Consider the following 21,900-nt stretch of genomic DNA (forward strand, 5'->3'; position numbering starts at 1 on the left):
TCTCTGCTTCGATATTTCGCATGGATCTGGATTTCTGGTGGTTGCTCGCGATTCCGGTCGCGTTCGCGCTCGGGTGGGCGGCGTCACGCTATGACCTGAAGAATCTCCTGTCGGAGAGTGCCAACCTGCCGCGCTCGTATTTTCGCGGCCTGAATTTTCTGTTGAACGAACAACCCGACAAGGCGATCGATGCGTTCATCGAGGTGGCCAAGCTCGATCCCGAAACGGTCGAGTTGCACTTCGCGCTGGGCAACCTGTTTCGCCGTCGCGGCGAGACCGATCGCGCGATCCGCGTGCACCAGAACCTGCTGAGCCGCACGGATCTGCCGGTCAACGAGCGCGACCACGCGCTGTACGAGCTCGGCCAGGATTTCCTGAAAGCCGGCCTGCTCGATCGCGCCGAAGAGGCGTTCCACAAGCTCGCCGACGGCGACTACGCGCTTGGCGCACAGCGGGCGCTGCTGACGATCTACGAGATCGAGAAGGACTGGAACAAGTCGATCGATACCGCGAGGCGCATCGAATCGATGAGCGACAAGCCGCTCGGCACCGAAATTGCGCAGTTCCACTGCGAACTCGCGCAGGACGCGCTGCAGCGCAAGAACGCCGCCGCGGCGGCCGAACAGTTGCGCCTCGCGCTGACGGTGAATCCGCAGAACGTCCGGGCGACGGTCCTGTCCGGCGACGCGGCCGAGGCGGCGGGCGATCACGCGGCCGCAATCGAGCACTGGAAGCGCGTCGAAGCGCAGAATCCGGCGTATCTGCCGCTCGTCGCGGACAAGCTGATGAAGGCGTACGTCGCGCTTGGCAAGAACGTCGAGGGCGCGGAATTGCTGATGGGGTACGTCGATCGATATCCGTCGAACGACCTGCTCGATATCGCCTATCAGCATATCGCCGGATTGCGCGGCCAGGATGCGGCCCACACGCTCGCGCGCACGCAAATGGAAAAGTCGCCGAACCTGTCGGGGATGCTGCATCTGCTCGATGCGCAGATCGCGGCGGCCGACGAACCGCGTCGTAAGGAACTTGAAATGATGCGTGCGCTGATCAAGCAGCGCACGAAAAATCTGCCACGGTATACGTGCCAGAATTGCGGTTTCCGGGCACGGCTCTTCTACTGGCAGTGCCCCGGATGCAGCGGCTGGGAAACCTATGCGCCGCGCCGCGTCGAACCTGCGATGCCGGGCTGATCCCGGCACGCGGAGCCAACGCGCTGCGGTTGCCGCCGGGCTCGTCCCGGCGGCCAAGTTAGTCCATTACCGGGAAGTACCGGAACATCTATGAAAATCACCATCATCGGCACCGGCTATGTCGGTCTCGTCACGGGCGCCTGCCTCGCGGAGATCGGTCACGACGTCTTCTGTCTCGACGTCGATCCGCGCAAGATCGACATCCTGAACAACGGCGGGATGCCGATTCACGAACCGGGGCTGCTGGACATCATCGCGCGCAACCGCACGGCGGGGCGCCTGCGCTTCTCGACCGACATCGAGGCGAGCGTCGCGCATGGCGAGATCCAGTTCATCGCGGTCGGCACGCCGCCCGACGAGGACGGCTCGGCCGACCTGCAATACGTGCTCGAGGCCGCGCGCAACATCGGCCGCCACATGACGAGCTTCAAGGTGATCGTCGACAAGTCGACGGTGCCGGTCGGCACCGCGCAGCGCGTGCGCGGCGTGGTCGACGAAGCGCTTGCGGCACGCGGGCTCGCGGGCAGCGTCGCGCACCGCTTCTCGGTCGTGTCGAACCCGGAGTTCCTGAAGGAAGGCGCCGCGGTCGAGGACTTCATGCGCCCCGACCGGATCATCATCGGCGTCGACGACGACGAAACCGGCACGATCGCGCGCGAGAAGATGAAGAAGCTCTACGCGCCGTTCAACCGCAACCACGAGCGCACGATCTACATGGACGTGCGTTCGGCGGAATTCGCGAAGTATGCGGCGAACGCGATGCTCGCGACGCGCATCTCGTTCATGAACGAAATGTCGAATCTCGCCGACAAGGTCGGCGCCGACATCGAGGCCGTGCGCCGCGGGATCGGCTCCGATCCGCGCATCGGCTATCACTTCCTGTATGCCGGCGTCGGCTACGGCGGCTCGTGCTTCCCGAAGGACGTGCAGGCGCTGATCCGCACCGCGGGCGAGAACGGCCAGCCGCTGCGTATCCTGGAGGCCGTCGAGGCCGCCAACCATGCGCAGAAGGACGTGCTGATCGGCAAGATCGAGCAGCGCTTCGGCGCCGACCTGACGGGCCGCGAATTCGCGGTCTGGGGCCTCGCGTTCAAGCCGAACACCGACGACATGCGCGAAGCGCCGAGCCGTCGCCTGATCGCCGCGCTGCTCGAACGCGGCGCGACCGTGCGCGCCTACGATCCGGTCGCAGTCGACGAAGCGCGCCGCGTGTTCGCGCTGGATTTCGGCGACGATGCGGACGCACTGGCGCGGCTGCATCTCGTCGATACGCAGGACGTCGCGGTCACCGGTGCGGATGCACTCGTGATCGTGACCGAATGGAAGGAATTCCGCAGCCCCGATTTCACGCGCCTGAAGGCGGAGCTGAAGGCACCGGTGATCTTCGACGGGCGCAACCTGTACGAGCCGGATGCGATGGCCGAGCTGGGCATCGACTACTACGCGATCGGCCGGCCGTATGTCGATCCCCAGTTGTCCTCCCGTGGCTGAACCTACGATGAATACTCTTCGCGAAGTCGTTCCGGTGCCGCGCGAGCAACTCGCGCGCTCGCGTGTGCTCGTCGTCGGCGACGTGATGCTCGACCGTTACTGGTTCGGCAACGTCGACCGCATTTCGCCTGAGGCGCCGGTGCCGGTCGTGCACGTGCAGCGTCAGGAGGAGCGGCTCGGCGGCGCGGCCAACGTCGCGCGCAATGCCGTGACGCTCGGCGGCCAGGCCGGGCTGCTGTGCGTCGTCGGTTGCGACGAACCCGGCGAGCGGATCGTCGAGTTGCTCGGCAGCAGCGGCGTGACGCCGCATCTCGAGCGCGATCCGGCGCTGCCGACCACGATCAAGCTGCGCGTGCTCGCGCGCCAGCAGCAACTGCTGCGCGTCGACTTCGAGGCGATGCCGACGCACGAGGTATTGCTTGCGGGGCTCGCGCGCTTCGATGTGCTGCTGCCGCAGCACGACGTCGTGCTCATGTCGGATTACGCCAAAGGCGGCCTCACGCACGTCACGACGATGATCGAGAAGGCGCGTGCGGCGGGCAAGGCGGTGCTGGTCGACCCGAAGGGCGACGACTGGGCACGCTATCGCGGCGCATCGCTGATCACGCCGAATCGCGCGGAACTGCGCGAGGTGGTCGGGCAGTGGAAATCGGAAGACGACCTGCGCGCGCGCGTCGCGAATCTGCGTGCGGAGCTCGACATCGACGCACTGTTGCTCACCCGTTCGGAAGAGGGCATGACGCTCTTTTCCGCCGGCGGCGAACTGCATGCGCCGGCGCTCGCGCGCGAAGTGTTCGACGTGTCGGGCGCGGGCGACACCGTGATCGCGACGGTCGCGACGATGCTCGGCGCCGGGGTGCCGCTCGTCGACGCGGTGGTGCTCGCGAATCGCGCGGCAGGCATCGTGGTCGGCAAGCTCGGCACGGCCACGGTGGATTACGACGAACTGTTTCACTGAGCGCATTCGGCGGCGCGACGAGCGCGTCGCCCGAGTGGGCTCGCACTTTTCAGGCAGGACGATCATGACCCTCATCGTCACCGGCGCAGCCGGTTTTATCGGCGCGAACATCGTCAAGGCGCTCAACGAGCGCGGCGAGACGCGCATCATCGCGGTCGACAACCTGACCCGCGCAGACAAGTTTCGCAATCTCGTCGATTGCGAGATCGACGACTATCTCGACAAGACCGAATTCGTCGAGCGCTTTGCGCGCGGCGATTTCGGCAAGGTACGCGCGGTATTTCATGAAGGCGCCTGTTCGGACACGATGGAAACCGACGGCCGCTACATGATGGACAACAACTTCCGCTACAGCCGCGCGGTGCTCGATACCTGCCTCGCGCAGGGCACGCAGTTCCTGTATGCATCGTCGGCCGCGATCTACGGCGGCTCGACGCGTTTCGTCGAGGAGCGCGACGTCGAGGCGCCGCTGAACGTGTACGGCTATTCGAAGTTCCTGTTCGACCAGGTGATCCGTCGCGTGCTGCCGAGCGCGAAGAGCCAGATCGCGGGCTTCCGCTATTTCAACGTGTACGGCCCGCGCGAGACGCACAAGGGCCGCATGGCGTCGGTCGCGTTCCACAACTTCAACCAGTTCCGCGCGGAAGGCAAGGTGAAGCTGTTCGGCGAATACAACGGTTATGCGCCGGGCGAGCAGACGCGCGATTTCGTGTCGGTCGAGGACGTGACCAAGGTGAATCTGTTCTTCTTCGACCATCCGGATAAGTCGGGCATCTTCAATCTCGGCACGGGCCGGGCGCAGCCGTTCAACGATATCGCTTCGACGGTCGTGAACACGTTGCGCGCGCTCGACAACCAGCCGCCGCTGACGCTTGCGCAGCAGGTCGAGCAAGGGTTGATCGAGTACGTGCCGTTCCCCGATGCGCTGCGCGGCAAGTACCAGTGCTTCACGCAGGCCGACCAGACGAAACTGCGCGCGGCTGGCTACGACGCACCGTTCCTGACCGTGCAGGAAGGCGTCGATCGTTACGTGCGTTGGCTATCCGGCCAGGTTTAAACCGGCGCGTTGCATCGATAGACTGGGTCTCACGGTCGGCAGCCGCCGGCCGTTTTCTTCGGAGATCCAGCACATGTTCAGGAAATGGTTTGCCGCAGCGGTCATGCTCGGCGCAGTAGCGTCGGCCTGGGCGGCCGTCGACGTCAACACCGCGAACGAGGATGCGCTCGTCGGCATCAAGGGCATCGGCCCGGCACGCGCGAAGGCGATTCTCGACGAGCGCGGCGCACGCGGTCCGTTCAGGAATGCGGACGATCTCGCCAAGCGTGTGAAAGGCATGGGCGGGCACACCGTCGAGCGGCTTCAGCAGGAAGGCTTGACGATCGGTGCGGCGGCCGGCGCCGGTACGACGCCGGCCGCCGCGGGCAAGCCGGCGGCAGCGAAGCCTGCTGCCGCACCGGCCCGCACCGCGCAGAAATAACGCGTCACGCAAGCGACAAAGCGCTCCTTCAGTCGCCGTCGTTGCGACGGCTTCCCGCGGCATGCCGCGGGTTTTTTGCGTGGTGCGGCGTGCGGCGCGATCACGAACCGCGGCACGCGTATTCCATCGGCGCAACGGGGTTGCCGGCGCGCGTGCCGGTGCTGGTTTACAATCGATCGATTGATCGGCCTCGTACTCACGGTATACCCATGGCTTACAAAACTATCGAAGACACGATCGGCAATACGCCGCTCGTGCAACTGGTCCGCCTGCCGGACGACGAGATTCGCGCTCGCAACAACGTGGTGCTCGCGAAGCTCGAGGGCAACAATCCGGCCGGTTCCGTGAAGGATCGCCCGGCGCTGTCGATGATCAGCAAGGCCGAGGCGCGCGGGCGCATCAAGCCGGGCGATACGCTGATCGAGGCGACGAGCGGCAACACGGGCATCGCGCTCGCGATGGCCGCGGCAATCCGCGGCTACAAGATGGTGCTGATCATGCCGGAGGATCTGTCGGTCGAGCGCCGCCAGAGCATGGCGGCTTATGGTGCTGAAATCATCCTGACGCCGGTGAAGGGCGGGATGGAACTGGCGCGCGACCTCGCGGAGCAGATGCAGCGCGAAGGCAAGGGCGTGATCCTCGACCAGTTCGGCAACCCCGACAATCCGATCGCGCACTACGAAGCAACGGGGCCGGAGATCTGGCGCGATACCGAAGGGCGCGTCACGCACTTCGTGTCCGCCATGGGCACGACGGGCACGATCATGGGCACATCGCGCTACCTGAAGGAGCAGAATGCGGCGATCGAGATCGTCGGTGCGCAGCCGGAAGACGGCTCGCGTATTCCGGGCATTCGCAAGTGGCCGGAAGCCTACATGCCGACCATCTTCGATCGCAGCCGCGTCGATCGCGTCGAAAACGTGAGCCAGGCCGCGGCGGAAACGATGGCGCGCCGGCTCGCGGCGGTCGAAGGCATCTTCGCGGGGATTTCATCGGGCGGCGCATGCGAAGTCGCGATGCGCATCGCGCGTCAGGTCGAGAATGCGACGATCGTGTTCATCGTCTGCGATCGCGGCGACCGTTACCTGTCCACGGGCGTGTTTCCGGCTTGAGCGAGAGAGAGGCGCGATTCGCGCCGCGATAAAAAAAGCGCCGCTCGTGCGGCGCTTTTTCTTTGGCTGGCCGGCGCTTATTGCGACTGAGCCTCGCCAGCGGCGGGCTGCAGCGCGCCGGTCGCTTCCATCTGCGCTTTCACGGCCTCGCCGAGCTGGTACACGGTGAGCGCGTAGAAGAAGCTGCGGTTGTAGCGCGTCAGCACATAGAAGTTCTTCAGGCCGAGCATGTATTCGGTCGCGCGCCCCGGCGTCGGCAGGTCGACCACGGTCACCGGCGTGCCGGCTTCGGTCGTGATGTTGACCGTCGGCTCGTTCAGCGTCATGCCCGCGCGCAGCAGTTGCGACAGCGCCCAGTGCGGTTCGGGCTGGCCGTCGGCGGCGGCCTGTGCGATGCCCAGGCTGCCCGTGTCGGGCGTGATCTGCCAGACCACCGGGCGGTCGGTTTCCCAGCCGTGCTGCTTCAGGTAGTTCGCGACACTGCCGATCGCATCGACAGGACTGCTGCGCAGATCGACATGGCCCGTGCCGTCGAAGTCGACCGCATATTCGCGGATGCTGCTCGGCAGGAACTGCGGAATCCCGATCGCGCCGGTGTACGAGCCGAGCACGGTGGTCGGGTCGAGCTGGTTGTCGCGGGTCCAGACCAGGAAGTCTTCGAGGTTCTTGCGGAAGGTTGCCTGGCGGCTGTCGCGATTCGGCGTGTCCGGGTAGTCGAACGTGAGCGTCGTCAGCGCGTCGAGCACGCGGAAATTGCCCATGTAGCGGCCGTAGATGGTCTCGACGCCGATGATGCCGACGATCACCTCGGGCGGCACGCCGAACTGCTCGGATGCGCGCTGCAGCGTCGCCTGGTTCGCCTTCCAGAACTTCACGCCCGCGTTGATGCGGATCGGCTCGATGAAGCGCGAGCGATACACGCGCCAGTTCTTGACCGTCGGCGACGGGGCCGGCCTCACGAGCTTGACGGCCGTCGCCGAGTAGCTGACGCGCGAGAACAGCGCATGCAGGCTCGCCGAATCGAAGCCGTTGCGACTCACCATCTCGTCGATGAACGCGTCGACCTTCGCGTTGCTCGCGTAACGCTGTGGAACGATTTCCTCTTCGAAGGTCTGACCTTGCGGTGTCGCCTGCTGCGGCTGGGCCTGGGCGACGAGCGTGCCGGCGGACTTCGCAGGCTGCGTCTGCGCCATGGCAGGCGCGGTGCCGAGGGCCGCGGCGATGGCAGCGACGACGAGCGGAGCGCGAACACGGAACAGCGCGGAGAGAAGGGCGGCAGGCTTGCTGGAATTCATGTCGAAGCGGGCGGACAGGGCGATGGTGTTCGGCGCAGTATACCCGACGCATCCGGCGCGCCGGGACGAAGCTGGCCCCCGTTGTGGTAAGTTAGCGGCGAATTCGCGGCAGACGATGGACATCATTGAGGGAGACCTGCGGCGCATCGTGCGCCGCGGATGACAGCTTATGGCAACCGCTTTCTACACGCACCCCGACTGCATGCTGCACGAGATGGGGGAATGGCATCCGGAATGTCCGGCCCGCCTGTCGGCGATCCAGGATCAACTGATTGCGAGCCGCATCGACGACCTGATCGTGCACGAAACCGCGCCATTCGCGAGCGAGGTCGCGCTGGGCCGCGTGCATACGCAGGCGCACATCGACTACATCCGCAGCATGACGCCGGTCGACGGTTACGTCGAGATCGATCCCGATACGCTGATGAATCGCGACACGTGGCGCGCGGCACTGCGCGCGGCCGGCGCGGCGATCGCGGCGACCGACGCGGTGATCGAAGGCCGCTATGCGAATGCGTTCTGCGGCGTCCGTCCGCCCGGTCACCATGCGGAGCCGGCGCGCGCGATGGGCTTCTGCTTCTTCAACAACGTCGCGATCGCCGCGCGGCATGCGCTCGACGTACACGGCATCGAGCGTGTCGCGATCATCGATTTCGACGTGCATCACGGCAACGGTACCGAGGCGGCGTTCGCGAACGACGAGCGCGTGCTGATGTGCAGCTTCTTCCAGCATCCGCTGTATCCGTTCTCGGGCGTCGATCATCAGGCGCCGAACATGGTCAACCTGCCGATGCCCGCCCGCAGCAACGGGATGGCGATCCGCGAAGCGGTCGACATGTTCTGGCTGCCGCGTCTCGACGCGTTCAAGCCGCAGATGCTGTTCGTGTCGGCCGGCTTCGATGCGCATCGCGAGGACGACATCGGCAATCTCGGCCTCGTCGAAGCCGACTTCGAATGGCTGACCGCGCAGATCGTCGACGTGGCGCGCCGGCATGCGCAGGGCCGCATCGTCAGTTGCCTCGAAGGCGGCTACAACCTGTCCGCGCTCGGGCGCAGCGTAGTCGCGCACCTGCGCGTGCTGGCCGGGATCTGATTTCCGCTTGACCGGCGGGCCGGCGTGTTCAGTGCGCCGGCACGCGCGCATGAATCCACGCGATCAGCGCGTCGATCACGCGATCGCGTTCGAGATCGTTCATCGTTTCGTGGAAACCGCCTTCGTACAGCGTCAGCGTACGGTCGGGCGAGCCGACGCGCGCGCCGAACGCGCGACTGCCGTCGGGTTCGGTCAGCTTGTCCTCGGTGCCGTGATAGACGAGCACCGGTACCCGCAGCGCGCCGCGGCCATTCTCGATGCGCGCCATCGCGTCGAGAATCTCCGCGCCGGTGCGGGCGGGCACCGCGCCGTGATGCACGAGCGGATCGGCGCGATTGGCGGCGACGACGGCCGGATCGCGCGACAGCAGCGCCGCATCGATCCTGATCGCGGGGAACGTGGGGCACACCCGGCTGATGACGCGGCTGACCGCAAGCATCCAGCGCGGCACGTCGCGCCCCGGCGCGAGCGCCGGACTCGACAGCACGAGGCCTGTCAGTCCATGGCCACGGGCCGGTGCGCGTTCGATCGCATAGAGCGCCGCGACCGCGCCACCCATGCTGTGTCCCATCAGGAACAGCGGCGCATCGCCACGCGCGGCTTCGGCGACCAGCGCATCCGCATCGTTCAGGTAGCCGTCGAAGCGCTCGACCCACACGCGTTTGCCGGGCGATTGGCCATGCCCGCGCAGATCGATCGCCAGCACGTCGATGCCGGCTGCATTCAGCCGGCCGGCGAGCGCGGCATAGCGGCCCGCGTGTTCGGCGAGGCCATGCACCAGCGCGATCGTCGCGCGCGGCGGCGCGGTGCCGTCGCCGGCCGGCCAGCGGTACGACGCCAGTTCGAGCCCGTCCGCGGTACGCAGCCGGCCCATGCGCGGCGCGGGTGCCGATCCGGTGGCGGCGGGTGCGGCGGCCGGCGTGGTGGTGATACTCATCTGGCGTGTCCCCTGTTCGTTGGTCGGTGTTCCGGATCATAGACGCGGCCTTCCCGCGCGGGCCCAGCGGCGCCCCTCTAATTTCGTCCGGTTATGAAAAGATCGAAATCGATTATTAAGGGGAATGAGGGGTTTGCGGTAAAATCGCCGGTTATTCCAGATGCATCGGCGGCCGACTGGCGGGCCAACTCGCCGGCCGGCCGCCGTTTTGTTTACATGATCGAATTACGCAATCTCTCGCAGCGTTTCCCCGGCCCGGGCGGCTGGGTCGATGCGCTGCGCAACGTCAACCTGACGATCCCGCAAGGCGAGGTGTTCGGCATCATCGGCCGAAGCGGCGCCGGCAAGAGCACGCTCGTGCGCACCATCAACCTGCTCACGCGGCCGACCGAAGGCAATGTCGTCGTCGGCGGGCGCGACCTGATGCTGCTGTCGGCCGGTGCGCTGCGCGAGGCACGCCGCGAGATCGGCATGATCTTCCAGCACTTCAACCTGCTGTCGTCGCGCACGGTGTTCGACAACGTCGCGCTGCCGCTCGAACTGGCCGGTGCGAGCCGTGCCGACATCGAAGCCGCCGTGCTGCCGCTGCTCGATCTGGTCGGGCTGTCCGCGCAGAAGGATCGCTATCCGTCGCAGATCAGCGGCGGCCAGAAGCAGCGCGTCGGCATCGCCCGCGCGCTGGCGAGCCAGCCGAAGGTACTGCTGTCGGATGAAGCGACGTCCGCGCTCGATCCCGAAACCACGCGTTCGATCCTCGACCTGCTGAAGCGCATCAACCGCGAGCTCGGCCTGACGATCGTGCTGATCACGCACCAGATGGAAGTGATCAAGCAGGTCTGCGATCGCGTCGCGGTGCTCGATGCGGGACGCGTGGTCGAGGAAGGTCGCGTGATCGACGTGTTCCTGCAGCCGCATCACGAAGTGACGCGCGCGCTGATCGGCGACGTGATCGCGCAGGAGCTGCCGCCCGCGCTGAAGGCGCGCGTGGCCGAGCGGCTGAAGACGGGCAGCGGCCATCTGCTGCGGCTCGCCTTCACGGGCTCGGGGGTCGACCAGCCGATCCTGTCGGAGACGATCCGCCGGTACGAACTCGATTTCAACATCCTGCATGGCCAGATCGACGAGATCCAGGGGCAGGCATTCGGTTCGCTCGCGGTGCTCGCGGGCGGCGAGCCGGGCAAGGTCGGACAGGCGCTCGCGTTCCTGCGCGAGCAAGGCGTGGTGGTAGAGGAGCTTTCGTATGTTGAGTGAGATGTTCGATATGTTCGTGCAGTCGTTCTGGGAGACGCTGATCATGGTCGGCATCTCCGGAGCGGTCGGCGCGCTCGTCGGCCTGCCGCTCGGCGTGCTGCTTTACCTGACCGATCGCCAGGGCGTGCTGCAGAACCTCGCGGTGAATCGCGTGCTCGGCGGCATCGTGAACGCCGTCCGCTCGACGCCGTTCATCATCCTGCTCGTCGCGGTGATTCCGTTCACGCGGCTCGTCACCGGTTCGTCGATCGGCACGGCCGCGGCGGTCGTGCCGCTGACACTCGCGGCCGCGCCGTTCATCGCGCGTCTCGTCGAAACGGCGCTGCGTGAAGTCGACCGCGGGCTGATCGAGGCCGCGCAATCGATGGGCGCGACCACGTCGCAGATCGTATTCAAGGTGCTGTTGCCCGAATCGCTGCCGGGCGTCGTCGCGGGCCTGACGATCACGTTCGTGTCGCTGGTCGGCTATTCGGCGATGGCGGGTGCGATCGGCGGCGGCGGCCTCGGCGATCTCGGCATCCGCTACGGTTACCAGCGCTATTTGCCGGAAGTGATGTGGACGGTCGTCGCGATCCTGATCGTGTTCGTGCAGATCGTGCAATCGTTCGGCGACTGGCTGGTGCGCCGGCTGAGCCACAAATAAGACAGACCGATCCGATAGGGGAGACACGATGCAACGACGCTTCATGCTGAAATTTGCCGCGGCGCTGGGCGCGGCCGCACTGTTCGCGGGCGCGCACGCCCGGGCCGAAGCCATCAAGGTGGGCGTGACGGGCGGCCCGCACGCGCAGATCATGGAAGTGGTGAAGCAGGTCGCGGCGAAGGGCGGCCTGGAGATCCGCATCGTCGAATTCTCCGACTACGTGCAGCCGAACGCCGCGCTCGCGTCGGGCGATCTCGACGCGAACAGCTACCAGCACGATCCGTATCTGCAGGCGCAGGTGAAGGATCGCGGCTACAAGCTGATCAAGGTCGCGGATACCGTCACGTTCCCGATGGGCATCTATTCGAAGCGCGTGAAGTCGCTGGCCGAGCTGAAGCCGGGCGCGCGCATCGCCGTTCCGAACGATCCGACCAACGGCGGTCGCGCGCTGCTGTTGCTGCAGAAGCAGGGGCTGCTGAAGCTGCGCGCGGATGCGGGGCTGAAGGCGACGCCGCTCGATATCGTCGACAATCCGCGCAAGCTGAAGATCGTCGAGCTCGACGCGGCGCAGATCCCGCGCTCGCTCGGCGACGTCGACGCGGCCGCGATCAACACCAACTACGCGATGGAAGCGGGGTTGAAGCCGAAACAGGACGCGATCGCGATCGAGGGCCCGAACGGCCCGTACGCGAACATCCTCGCGATTCGCGAGACGGACCGGAACAAGCCGTGGGTCGCGAAGCTGATTGCGGCGTATCACTCGGCCGATGTGAAGCAGTTCATCGAAGGCAAGTTCGGCGGCGCGGTCATCGCCGACTGGTAACGGGCGAAGCACGGGATGCCCGGCGGGATTAGAGTCGATGATCGAAAACCCGGGCTTTGCGTCCGGGTTTTTTCTCTTTTAAAATAGAACGACCGTTCGCTATCATTGGCGCGTCGCCAAGAAGCGGTATCCTCGACAACCATCATGGTTGGGTCCGCCTGGCCGCGCAGTCATGAGGCCTCGCTATAAAATGGCCTCTGGTCGTATTCGTAACTTTGGAGCGTGTGCATGAAAATCCTGGTGCCAGTGAAAAGAGTGGTCGATTACAACGTGAAGGTCCGCGTGAAGTCGGACAACACGGGCGTCGACATCGCGAACGTGAAGATGTCGATGAACCCGTTCGACGAAATCGCCGTTGAAGAAGCCGTGCGCCTGAAGGAAGCGGGTGTCGCGACCGAAGTGATCGCGGTGTCGGTGGGCGTCACGCAAGCGCAGGAAACGCTGCGCACGGCGCTGGCGATCGGCGCGGATCGCGCGATCCTCGTCGAGTCGAACGACAGCGTCGAGCCGCTGGCCGTCGCGAAGATCCTGAAGGCGCTGGTCGACAAGGAACAGCCGCAACTCGTGATCCTCGGCAAGCAGGCGATCGACGACGATTCGAACCAGACGGGCCAGATGCTGGCCGCGCTGGCAGGCTTGCCGCAAGCGACGTTCGCGTCGAAGGTGACGGTGGCCGACGGCAAGGCGACGGTGGCGCGCGAAGTCGACGGCGGCGCGGAAACGCTGTCGCTGACGCTGCCGGCGGTTGTGACGACCGACCTGCGCCTGAACGAGCCGCGCTACGTGACGCTGCCGAACATCATGAAGGCGAAGAAGAAGCCGCTGGAAACCGTGAAGCCGGAAGACCTCGGTGTGGACGTCGCACCGCGCCTGAAGACGCTGAAGGTGGTCGAGCCGCCGAAGCGCGCAGCCGGCGTGAAGGTGCCGGACGTGAAGACGCTGGTCGAGAAGCTGAAGACCGAAGCCAAGGTGCTGTAAGAGGGAGCGGAAAGAAATGACGATTCTGGTGATTGCAGAACACGACAACGCGTCGATCAAGGCCGCGACGCTGAACACGGTGGCGGCGGCAGCGAAGATCGGTGGTGACATCCACGTGCTGGTCGCGGGCCACAACGCGCAAGCGGCGGCAGACGCTGCAGCGAAGATCGCAGGCGTGTCGAAGGTGCTGCTGGCCGACGCGCCGCAACTGGCCGAAGGCCTGGCGGAAAACGTCGAAGCGACCGCGCTGAACATCGCGAAGGACTACTCGCACATCCTCGCGCCGGCGACGGCCTACGGCAAGAACATCGCGCCGCGTATCGCGGCGAAGCTGGACGTCGCGCAGATCTCGGACATCACGGCAGTCGATTCGGCCGACACGTTCGAGCGCCCGATCTACGCGGGTAACGCGATCGCGACGGTGCAGTCGAGCGACCCGATCAAGGTCATCACGGTGCGTGCAACGGGCTTCGATCCGGTGGCGGCGGAAGGCGGCAGCGCGGCGGTCGACAAGATCGAAGCGGCGGCCGACGCCGGCAAGTCGCAGTTCGTGAGCCGCGAAGTGACGAAGCTGGACCGTCCGGAACTGACGTCGGCGAGCATCATCGTGTCGGGCGGCCGCGGCCTGGGCAGCGGCGAGAACTACACGAAGGTGCTGGAGCCGCTGGCCGACAAGCTGTCGGCAGCGCTCGGCGCATCGCGCGCGGCAGTCGACGCCGGCTACGTGCCGAACGACTACCAGGTCGGCCAGACCGGCAAGATCGTCGCGCCGCAGCTGTACATCGCGGTCGGCATTTCGGGTGCGATCCAGCACCTGGCCGGCATGAAGGATTCGAAGGTGATCGTCGCGATCAACAAGGATCCCGAAGCACCGATCTTCAGCGTGGCCGATTACGGCCTCGTCGGCGATCTGTTCGCGCTCGTGCCGGAACTCGTGACCGAGCTCGGCTGACGCGGTGTGATGCTTCAGCGGTAAGCACACGAGAAGAGGGGCGCGACGAGCGCCCCTTTTTGTTGTGTCATCGCGGAAGAGGCGCGAGCGGCGTGCGCCTGGATGATCCGCGATCGTCTCGTGCCGAGCGGCGCTCGCACGCTCGCAGTCGCCCAAAAGAGAAAGGCGCCCTCGGGCGCCTTTCTCGCTGATGCAACGGGCCCGCATCGCCGCGGGCCGTTCCGACTTACGCGTATGCCGGGCGCGTCTGGCCGGGCACGTCCTTCAGGTAACGATGCACCGACAGGTCGTCGGCCTGGATCGCGGGCATCTTGCCCGAGATCAGGTCCGCGAGCAGTTGGCCCGAGCCGCACGACATCGTCCAGCCGAGCGTGCCGTGGCCGGTGTTCAGGAACAGGTTCGACACCGGCGTGCGGCCGACGATCGGCGTGCCGTCCGGCGTCATCGGGCGCAGGCCTGTCCAGAACGTCGCCTTCGACGTGTCGCCGCCGCCCGGGAACAGGTCGTTCACGCACATCTCCAGCGTTTCGCGGCGTGCCGCGCGCAGCTTCTTGTCGAAGCCGACGATTTCCGCCATGCCGCCGACGCGGATGCGCTGGTCGAAGCGCGTGATCGCGATCTTGTAGGTCTCGTCGAGCACGGTCGACACGGGCGCGGCGGCTTCGTTGACGATCGGCGCGGTGATCGAATAACCCTTGAGCGGATAGACCGGAATCTTCATCAGGTTCGAGATGAAGCTCGTCGAGTACGAGCCGAGCGCGACGACGTACGCGTCCGCGCGCACCGTCTCGCTGCCGCACTGCACGCCGGCGATCTTGCCACCCGCGATCGCGAGCGCATCGATCGGCGTGTTGTAGCGGAACTTGACGCCAAGCGATTCGGCCAGCGCGGCGAGGCGCGTCGTGAACAACTGGCAATCGCCCGTTTCGTCGCCCGGCAGGCGCAGGCCGCCCGTCAGCTTGTGCGAGACGGCGGCGAGCGCCGGTTCGGCCTTTTTCAGTTCGGCCGGCGACAGCAGTTCGAACGGCACGTTCGCTTCCTGCAGCACGGCGATGTCCTTCGCCGCGCCGTCGAGCTGCTGCTGCGTGCGGAACAGTTGCAGCGTGCCGCCTGTGCGGCCCTCGTACTGGATGCCGGTATCGGCACGCAGCGCCTGCAGGCAGTCGCGGCTGTATTCGGCGAGACGGACCATGCGGCCCTTGTTGACGGCATAGCGCTCGGCCGTGCAGTTGCGCAGCATCTGATACATCCACTGGAGCTGGAAGCGCGTGCCGTCGAGGCGGATCGCGAGCGGCGCGTGCTTTTCGAACATCCACTTGACGGCCTTCAGCGGCACGCCGGGCGCGGCCCACGGCGCGGCATAGCCGGGCGAGATCTGGCCTGCGTTCGCGAAGCTCGTCTCCAGCGCCGGGCCGGCTTCCCGGTCGATCACCGTGACTTCATGGCCGGCGCGCGCGAGGTAATACGCGCTTGCCACGCCCACCACACCGCTGCCCAGAATGACGACTCGCATAGCTGCTCCAGATGGAAGGGACCAGGTTGAGGCCGGGCGCACCCTGCGGCTCCGTGTAACCTCTAGCTGATCTAGTTTTTTGAGCTATGGTATTGTCGAATGTGCAGTTTTTGTTATCGTATTTTTTCGATTTTCAGCATAAACAAATGAGAACGCAACGTCAGCCTGTACGCTCGCTCGACAAGCTCGACCGACGCATCCTGAAACTGCTCCAGGACGACGGCCGGATGGCGATGAAAGACCTTGCGGAACAGGTCGGCCTGACCGTCACGCCGTGTATCGAGCGCGTGCGGCGCATGGAGCGCGACGGCGTGATCACCGGTTATCACGCGCGGGTCGACCCGGGCCAGCTGGGCGCCGCGCTGCTGGTGTTCGTCGAGATCACGCTCGGCCACAAGGGCGGCAACATGTTCGAGCAATTCCGCCGGGAAGTGATGAAGATCGACGAGGTGCTCGAATGCCATCTCGTCTCCGGCGATTTCGACTATCTGATCAAGGCGCGGATCGGCGAGATGGCCGACTACCGCAAGCTGCTCGGCGACATCCTGCTGCAGTTGCCCGGCGCCGTGCAGTCGAAGAGCTACGTCGTGATGGAAGAAATCAAGGAAACGCTGACGATCGCCGTCGGCGAATGACGTGCCGGTGGCCCGTTGTCGGGCCCTTTATCCCGCCCTTGGCATGCTGCGCCCAATACTGTATAAATATACAGTATTGGGCGCAGGCGAATGGGTGGGCACATGGACGATCGGTCCGACAACGAATTTCCGATAGCGCCGCCCGTGCCCCGCAAGGGGCGCGGTGCGGTCGACAACCTGCAGGGGCGGTATGAACTCGCGCAGCGCGAAGCGGTGGACGACGGCTGGACGCACGAGTCCGACGATGCCGATTTCCCCGCGCCGCTGCGCACGCAGGTATTCGAGGAGCGGGCGAAGAGCATCCTGACGCGCAACCAGTCGCCCGATATTCCGTTCAGCGTGTCGCTCAATCCGTATCGCGGTTGCGAGCACGGTTGTATCTACTGTTTCGCGCGGCCGACGCACAGCTATCTCGGGCTGTCGCCGGGGCTCGATTTCGAAAGCCGCATCTACGCGAAGGTGAACGCGGCCGAGCTGCTCGAACGCGAGATTTCCCGCAAGCGCTACGTGCCGGAGCCGATCGCGCTCGGCGTCAACACCGACGCATACCAGCCGGTCGAGCGCGACCTGCGCATCACGCGCAGCGTGATCCAGGTGATGCACGATCGCGGGCTGCCGTTCGCGGCGATCACGAAATCGTCGCTGATCGAGCGCGATCTCGACCTGCTCGCGCCGATGGCCGAACGCGGGCAGGTGATGGCGGCGGTCACGATCACGACGCTCGATGCCGAACTCGCGCGCACGCTCGAGCCGCGCGCGGCCACGCCGGCGCGGCGGTTGCGCACGATCCGCGCGCTGCGCGATGCGGGCGTGCCGGTCGGCGTGAGCATCGCGCCGGTGATTCCGTTCGTGACCGAGCCGGACATGGAGCGCGTGCTGGAGGCGTGCGCGGAAGCCGGTGCGACGCATGCGAGCTACATCATCCTGAGGTTGCCGTGGGAGGTCGCGCCGCTGTTCAAGAGCTGGCTTGCCGCGCATTTTCCCGATCGTGCGGAGCGCGTGATGAACCGCGTGCGCGACATGCGCGGCGGCAAGGATTACGACTCGGATTTCTCGAAACGGATGAAGGGCGAGGGGATCTGGGCCGACCTGTTGCGGCAGCGCTTCCGTCAGGCGGTCAAGCGGCTCGGGTTGAACGAGCGCACGAACGGCATTCTCGATCTGTCGCGGTTCAGCGGGGCGCCGGCTGCTGCGGTGCCGGCGCCGCGTGTTGCGGTTCGCTCAGCCGGCGCGAAGCCGCGCGACGACATGCAGTTGAACCTGTTCTGATGGACGAGCGATACGGTTGCCGGTGTGCCGTATCGACCGTATCGGTGGTGCTTACTGCGAAATCTGCTTGGCTGCTTCGACCTGCGATTCGAAGTAAGTCTGAAACGACAGCGCGAGCGCGGTCATCAACAGGAACGCGCCGATCAGCAGCGAGAAGATCACGACGAAGATCACGGTCCAGCCCGACTTGCTGTGCTTGCCGGTGTCCGCATTGAATTGCGCATCCCATTTTTGGTCGGGGCGCAGCCCGTAGACGAGTGCGGCGAGGAACGCCGCCAGCAGCGAGATTGCGCCGGGGACCGCGAGCCACCAGCCGAGGCCGGCGCTGCGCTGGGTAGCCGCGAGCAGGAGGAAGCCCGGGATGCCGACGATCGTCGCGAGCAGGTGGGCCCAGCCGTACACGTCGCGAAAGCCGTACAGATAGAAGCGGTGCGCGCCGAGCGATCCGAGCAGGAACGCGAGGGCGGCGGTGAGCGTCTTGGAGCGGAAGCGGCGGGGCGATGCGGTGCTGCTGGACATGGATGGCGGCGTCTTGTCGTTGGCATGGGCGGGGCCGGCAGGCCGGCGCGGGCGCGCGGCCCGGCACGCATTCTACGATGCCCGGTCGGGCCCGGTCACCCCTCGCCTGCGTCAAGGTGCCGCATAGGTCACGCGATAGATCGCGCCTGCGTAATCGTCGCTGACGAGCAGCGAGCCGTCCGGCAGCGGCAGTACATCGGCCGGGCGTCCCCATACCGTGCCGTCGGGTCGCAGCCAGCCGGTAACGAACGGCGTCTGGCGTGCATGGCTGCCGTCCGCCGAGACGACCACGCGCATCACGCGGTAGCCGACCTTCGTGCTGCGGTTCCACGAGCCGTGTTCGGCAATGAAGACATTATTGCGATACGACGCCGGAAACATCGGCCCGGTATAGAAGCGCATCCCGAGCGCCGCGACGTGCGCGCCGAGTTTCAGGACGGGCGGCACGTAACGGCGGCAAACCTCGGCGCTGCCGAATTCGGGGTCGGGTGTATCGCCGCCGTGGCAGTAGGGAAAGCCGAAGTCGAGGCCGGCGCGGGGCGCGCGGTTCAGCTTGTCGTCGGGTACGTCGTCGCCCATCATGTCGCGCCCGTTGTCGGTGAACCACAGCTCGCCCGAATCGGGGTGCCATGCAAAGCCGACCGTATTGCGTATGCCGCGGGCGACCACTTCGCGTCCGCTGCCGTCGGCGTTCATTCGCGCGATGATCGCGTAGCGGTTGCGATCGGCGAGGCAGGCGTTGCACGGTGCGCCGGTCGGCACGTACAGCTTGCCGTCGGGACCGAACGCGATGAATTTCCAGCCGTGATGGTGGTCGGTCGGCAGCGCGTCGGTCACCACGACAGGGGCGGGCGGTCTGGCGAGCCGGTCGTCGATATGGTCGATGCGCACGATGCGCGACACGGCGGATATATAGAGAGTGCCGTCGCGGTAGGCGACGCCGACGGGCATGTCGAGCCCGGACGCGACGACGTAGCGCGCGCTGATCTGGCCCTCGTGCATGACGAACGCGTGGACGCGGCCGTCTCGTGTGCCGACATACAGGATGCCGCGCGGCGACCACGCCATTTCGCGCGCGGCCGGTACGGCGTCGGTCAGCACGTCCACGTGGAAGCCGGGCGGCACGACGAGTTCGTTCACCGGCAGCGGCGCGGTAAACGCCGGCGCGGACACGGAGCAGGCAAGGCCGGCAAGCAACGCCGCGAATGGGCGCCGTGCGCGGCGCACGAGGGCGGCGCGAAGGGGCAACATGACGGTCGGGAGCGTCCTGGACACGACGATTGTAGGCCCGGCGGACGGGCCGTCCGCGGATTTTTACGCGTAAGTGTTTGTTGTACCTCTGGTTTCCGGCTATAATCGCGTGTTTCAGTAGTTTCGAACCCGGTTTTCCCGAAGGACATCATATGGTTATCATCCGTCTGGCTCGTGGCGGCTCGAAGAAGCGCCCGTTCTACAACATCGTTGCTACCGATTCGCGCAACCGTCGTGACGGCCGCTTCATCGAGCGCGTCGGCTTCTACAACCCGGTCGCCACGAAGGGCGAATCGCTGCGTATCGCTCAGGATCGCCTGACGTACTGGCAAGGCGTTGGCGCGCAACTGTCGCCGACCGTCCAGCGTCTCGTGAAGGAAGCGCAAAAGGCGCAACCGGCTGCCTAACATGGCACGGTGTGCCGGTCGTGCCGGCTATGAGGTGCATTGATGGCGGGTCACGATTCCGGTAATGCAAGGCGCGGGCGTGCGTCATTCGGCGCATTCGTCCGCAAACCGGTCGAGCGCGACATGGTCGCGAACGCCGGTCAGGCTGCCGAACCAGGCGGCCCCGACGCGACGCAAACCTGGCCCGACGATGCCGTCGAGGTCGGGGCGGTGGTCGACGCCTACGGCCTGAAAGGCTGGGTCAAGGTGGCGGCGCATGCCGATGCCGGTCGCGGTGGCGACGCGCTGCTCAATGCGCGTCGCTGGTGGCTGGAACGCGGTGCGGAGCGGCTTTCCGTCCGCATCATGCAGTCGAAGACGCACAGCGATACTGTCGTTGCGCAACCCGCGGGCGTCAGCGACCGCGATGCTGCGCTGTCCATGCGCGGCTTTCGCGTGTTCGTGCGCCGGGAAGATTTCCCGGCACTGGCCGCGGACGAATTCTATTGGGTCGACCTGATCGGTCTCGAGGTCGTCAACGAGCAATCGGTGGCGCTCGGGAAGGTGAGCGGGATGATCGACAACGGCGTGCATTCGATCATGCGTGTCGAGTATCCGGCGACCGGCAAAGACGGTCGGCCGACCACCGACGAGCGGTTGATTCCGTTCGTCGGCGTCTACGTCAAAACGGTGGATCAGGCGGCGCGTCGCATCGTCGTCGACTGGGAAGCCGATTACTGAAATGAACCAGGTTACCGAGAGCGCGGTGCAGTTCGACGTCATCACGCTCTTTCCCGAGATGTTCCGCGCACTGACCGACTGGGGAATCACCAGCCGGGCCGTCAAGCAGGGGCGCTTCGGGCTGCGCACCTGGAACCCGCGTGATTTCACGACGGACAACTACCGCACGGTCGACGATCGTCCGTACGGCGGCGGTCCGGGCATGGTGATGCTGGCGAGGCCGCTCGAAGCCGCGATCGATGCCGCGAAAGCGGCACAGGCGGAGCAGGGCATCGCGAGCACGCGCGTCGTGATGATGTCGCCGCAAGGCGCGCCGCTCACGCATGATCGCGCGGTGCGGATGGCGCAGGAACCCGGCGTCGTCGTGCTGTGCGGTCGTTACGAAGCGATCGATCAGCGCCTGCTCGACCGTTGTGTCGACGAGGAAATCAGCCTCGGCGATTTCGTGCTGTCGGGCGGCGAGCTGCCGGCGATGGCGATGATGGATGCAGTCGTGCGGTTGCTGCCCGGTGTGCTGAACGATTCGCTGTCGGCCGTGCAGGACAGCTTCGCCGATGGTCTGCTCGATTGTCCGCACTACACGCGTCCCGAGGAATACGACGGCGTGCGCGTGCCGGACGTGTTGCTCGGCGGGCATCATGCCGAGATCGAGAAGTGGCGGCGTCAGGAAGCATTGAGGAATACGTTGCGGAAGCGGCCGGACCTGATCGTCCGGGCGCGCCGCGAAAAGTTGTTGAGCCGGGCCGACGAGGCGTGGCTTGCGAACCTCGCACGCGAAGCGAAGGACGCCTCCTGAGGCGGCTGCGCGAGCGGGAATTGGCGGTGCCGTACATGCGTGTACGGTGCCTGATGTGAATCCATCCTCTATCGGGGCCAGGCCTGGAAGCAGGCGGGTGCCAACGCCGACACGATGGCATAAGGAGTCAGTAATGAATCTGATCGCAAAACTTGAGCAGGAAGAAATCGAGCGCGCGCTCGCCGGCAAGACGATCCCCGATTTCGCCCCGGGCGACACGGTGATCGTGAACGTGAACGTGGTTGAAGGTAACCGCAAGCGCGTTCAGGCTTACGAAGGCGTCGTGATCGCGATTCGCAATCGTGGTCTGAACTCGAACTTCATCGTTCGCAAGATCTCGTCGGGCGAAGGCGTCGAGCGTACGTTCCAGACGTACTCGCCGCTGCTGGCAAGCATCGTCGTGAAGCGTCGCGGTGATGTGCGTCGTGCGAAGCTGTACTACCTGCGCGAGCGTTCGGGCAAGTCGGCTCGTATCAAGGAAAAGCTGGTGTCGAAGGATCGCGCCGCAGCAGCTTCCCAAGAGTAAGAGCTGTAAGGAAAAAGCACCCAACCGGGTGCTTTTTTCATTCTGGCGCGACAATATGCT

General features: G+C 65.7%; 23 protein-coding genes. 18 read left to right on the forward strand and 5 right to left on the reverse strand.

The features are described 5' to 3' along the window. Positions 1-20 precede the first annotated feature (20 nt). The 6 genes from lapB (at position 21) to cysM (ending at position 6,232) form a co-directional block, all read left to right on the forward strand. Positions 21-1,193, forward strand: coding sequence for a lipopolysaccharide assembly protein LapB (lapB, locus tag H0X95_RS05615; protein ID WP_006496539.1), 1,173 nt, complete (start codon positions 21-23; stop codon positions 1,191-1,193). Positions 1,194-1,283: 90 nt separating this feature from the next. Then, a complete protein-coding gene (locus H0X95_RS05620) occupies positions 1,284-2,684 on the forward strand; it encodes a UDP-glucose dehydrogenase family protein (RefSeq protein WP_006486856.1) in 1,401 nt (466 codons plus the stop codon). 7 nt (positions 2,685-2,691) lie between these two features. Continuing rightward, positions 2,692-3,642 carry a D-glycero-beta-D-manno-heptose-7-phosphate kinase gene (gene rfaE1 / locus H0X95_RS05625; protein ID WP_006486931.1) on the forward strand — a complete coding sequence of 317 codons (951 nt, stop codon included), beginning with the start codon at positions 2,692-2,694 and terminating at the stop codon, positions 3,640-3,642. 64 nt (positions 3,643-3,706) lie between these two features. Beyond that, the gene (gene rfaD / locus H0X95_RS05630; RefSeq protein WP_196445938.1) at positions 3,707-4,699 is read left to right on the forward strand and encodes an ADP-glyceromanno-heptose 6-epimerase; all 993 of its coding nucleotides are present in this window, start codon (positions 3,707-3,709) and stop codon (positions 4,697-4,699) included. 73 nt (positions 4,700-4,772) lie between these two features. Beyond that, positions 4,773-5,120, forward strand: coding sequence for a ComEA family DNA-binding protein (locus tag H0X95_RS05635; RefSeq protein ID WP_006496537.1), 348 nt, complete (start codon positions 4,773-4,775; stop codon positions 5,118-5,120). 209 nt (positions 5,121-5,329) lie between these two features. Then, positions 5,330-6,232: a cysteine synthase CysM gene (cysM, locus tag H0X95_RS05640; protein WP_012492863.1), complete on the forward strand. Its 903-nt coding sequence runs from the start codon at positions 5,330-5,332 to the stop codon at positions 6,230-6,232. Between the two features lie 77 nt (positions 6,233-6,309). Here cysM and mltB read toward each other — a convergent pair whose 3' ends face one another. Continuing rightward, positions 6,310-7,653: a lytic murein transglycosylase B gene (gene mltB / locus H0X95_RS05645; protein ID WP_077056128.1), complete on the reverse strand. Its 1,344-nt coding sequence runs from the start codon at positions 7,651-7,653 to the stop codon at positions 6,310-6,312. A 43-nt stretch (positions 7,654-7,696) separates the two neighbouring features. Here mltB and H0X95_RS05650 point away from each other — a divergent pair, with 43 nt between their 5' ends. Beyond that, on the forward strand, positions 7,697-8,620 hold the full coding sequence (locus H0X95_RS05650; protein WP_006486840.1) for a histone deacetylase family protein: 924 nt from the start codon (positions 7,697-7,699) through the stop codon (positions 8,618-8,620). Between the two features lie 28 nt (positions 8,621-8,648). Here the strand turns inward: H0X95_RS05650 and H0X95_RS05655 are convergent, their stop codons facing one another. Continuing rightward, entirely contained in the window at positions 8,649-9,557 is a 909-nt protein-coding gene (locus H0X95_RS05655; protein ID WP_196445939.1) for an alpha/beta hydrolase, read from the reverse strand. Positions 9,558-9,773: 216 nt separating this feature from the next. On the opposite strand from H0X95_RS05655, the gene H0X95_RS05660 reads away from it, so the two are divergent. From H0X95_RS05660 to H0X95_RS05680, 5 genes are all read left to right on the forward strand, one after another. Then, entirely contained in the window at positions 9,774-10,808 is a 1,035-nt protein-coding gene (locus tag H0X95_RS05660; RefSeq protein WP_043205428.1) for a methionine ABC transporter ATP-binding protein, read from the forward strand. Further along, positions 10,798-11,451 carry a methionine ABC transporter permease gene (locus H0X95_RS05665; RefSeq protein WP_006486982.1) on the forward strand — a complete coding sequence of 218 codons (654 nt, stop codon included), beginning with the start codon at positions 10,798-10,800 and terminating at the stop codon, positions 11,449-11,451. The genes H0X95_RS05660 and H0X95_RS05665 overlap by 11 nt, the downstream gene beginning before the upstream one ends. A gap of 28 nt (positions 11,452-11,479) precedes the next feature. Further along, entirely contained in the window at positions 11,480-12,274 is a 795-nt protein-coding gene (locus tag H0X95_RS05670) for a MetQ/NlpA family ABC transporter substrate-binding protein (RefSeq protein ID WP_196445940.1), read from the forward strand. Between the two features lie 228 nt (positions 12,275-12,502). After that, a complete protein-coding gene (locus H0X95_RS05675) occupies positions 12,503-13,252 on the forward strand; it encodes an electron transfer flavoprotein subunit beta/FixA family protein (RefSeq protein WP_006496532.1) in 750 nt (249 codons plus the stop codon). 16 nt (positions 13,253-13,268) lie between these two features. Next, positions 13,269-14,204, forward strand: coding sequence for an electron transfer flavoprotein subunit alpha/FixB family protein (locus H0X95_RS05680; protein ID WP_006486854.1), 936 nt, complete (start codon positions 13,269-13,271; stop codon positions 14,202-14,204). Positions 14,205-14,430: 226 nt separating this feature from the next. Here the strand turns inward: H0X95_RS05680 and H0X95_RS05685 are convergent, their stop codons facing one another. Beyond that, entirely contained in the window at positions 14,431-15,717 is a 1,287-nt protein-coding gene (locus H0X95_RS05685; RefSeq protein WP_034200850.1) for a D-amino acid dehydrogenase, read from the reverse strand. A gap of 146 nt (positions 15,718-15,863) precedes the next feature. Between H0X95_RS05685 and H0X95_RS05690 the strand changes: the two genes are divergently transcribed. Next, on the forward strand, positions 15,864-16,352 hold the full coding sequence (locus H0X95_RS05690; RefSeq protein ID WP_012492860.1) for an Lrp/AsnC ligand binding domain-containing protein: 489 nt from the start codon (positions 15,864-15,866) through the stop codon (positions 16,350-16,352). A 90-nt stretch (positions 16,353-16,442) separates the two neighbouring features. Next, positions 16,443-17,621 carry a PA0069 family radical SAM protein gene (locus H0X95_RS05695; RefSeq protein WP_196445941.1) on the forward strand — a complete coding sequence of 393 codons (1,179 nt, stop codon included), beginning with the start codon at positions 16,443-16,445 and terminating at the stop codon, positions 17,619-17,621. Between the two features lie 51 nt (positions 17,622-17,672). Here H0X95_RS05695 and H0X95_RS05700 read toward each other — a convergent pair whose 3' ends face one another. Together H0X95_RS05700 and H0X95_RS05705 are read right to left on the reverse strand one after the other, a co-directional pair. Next, positions 17,673-18,140, reverse strand: a complete 468-nt coding sequence (locus H0X95_RS05700; protein ID WP_196445942.1) for an NINE protein — start codon at positions 18,138-18,140, stop codon at positions 17,673-17,675. Positions 18,141-18,251: 111 nt separating this feature from the next. After that, a complete protein-coding gene (locus H0X95_RS05705) occupies positions 18,252-19,391 on the reverse strand; it encodes a PQQ-dependent sugar dehydrogenase (RefSeq protein ID WP_196445943.1) in 1,140 nt (379 codons plus the stop codon). A 152-nt stretch (positions 19,392-19,543) separates the two neighbouring features. Between H0X95_RS05705 and rpsP the strand changes: the two genes are divergently transcribed. From rpsP to rplS, 4 genes are all read left to right on the forward strand, one after another. Next, on the forward strand, positions 19,544-19,798 hold the full coding sequence (gene rpsP / locus H0X95_RS05710) for a 30S ribosomal protein S16 (RefSeq protein ID WP_006476550.1): 255 nt from the start codon (positions 19,544-19,546) through the stop codon (positions 19,796-19,798). Positions 19,799-19,840: 42 nt separating this feature from the next. Further along, positions 19,841-20,518, forward strand: coding sequence for a ribosome maturation factor RimM (gene rimM / locus H0X95_RS05715; protein WP_006493547.1), 678 nt, complete (start codon positions 19,841-19,843; stop codon positions 20,516-20,518). Between the two features lies 1 nt (position 20,519). After that, positions 20,520-21,314, forward strand: a complete 795-nt coding sequence (gene trmD, locus H0X95_RS05720; protein WP_006486979.1) for a tRNA (guanosine(37)-N1)-methyltransferase TrmD — start codon at positions 20,520-20,522, stop codon at positions 21,312-21,314. 133 nt (positions 21,315-21,447) lie between these two features. Further along, positions 21,448-21,840, forward strand: coding sequence for a 50S ribosomal protein L19 (rplS, locus tag H0X95_RS05725; RefSeq protein WP_006486838.1), 393 nt, complete (start codon positions 21,448-21,450; stop codon positions 21,838-21,840). The last annotated feature ends 60 nt before the right edge of the window (positions 21,841-21,900 follow it).

Origin of the sequence: Burkholderia sp. 9779_493 (assembly GCF_015712215.1) — a bacterium.
Classification (GTDB): Bacteria; Pseudomonadota; Gammaproteobacteria; order Burkholderiales; family Burkholderiaceae; genus Burkholderia; species Burkholderia cenocepacia.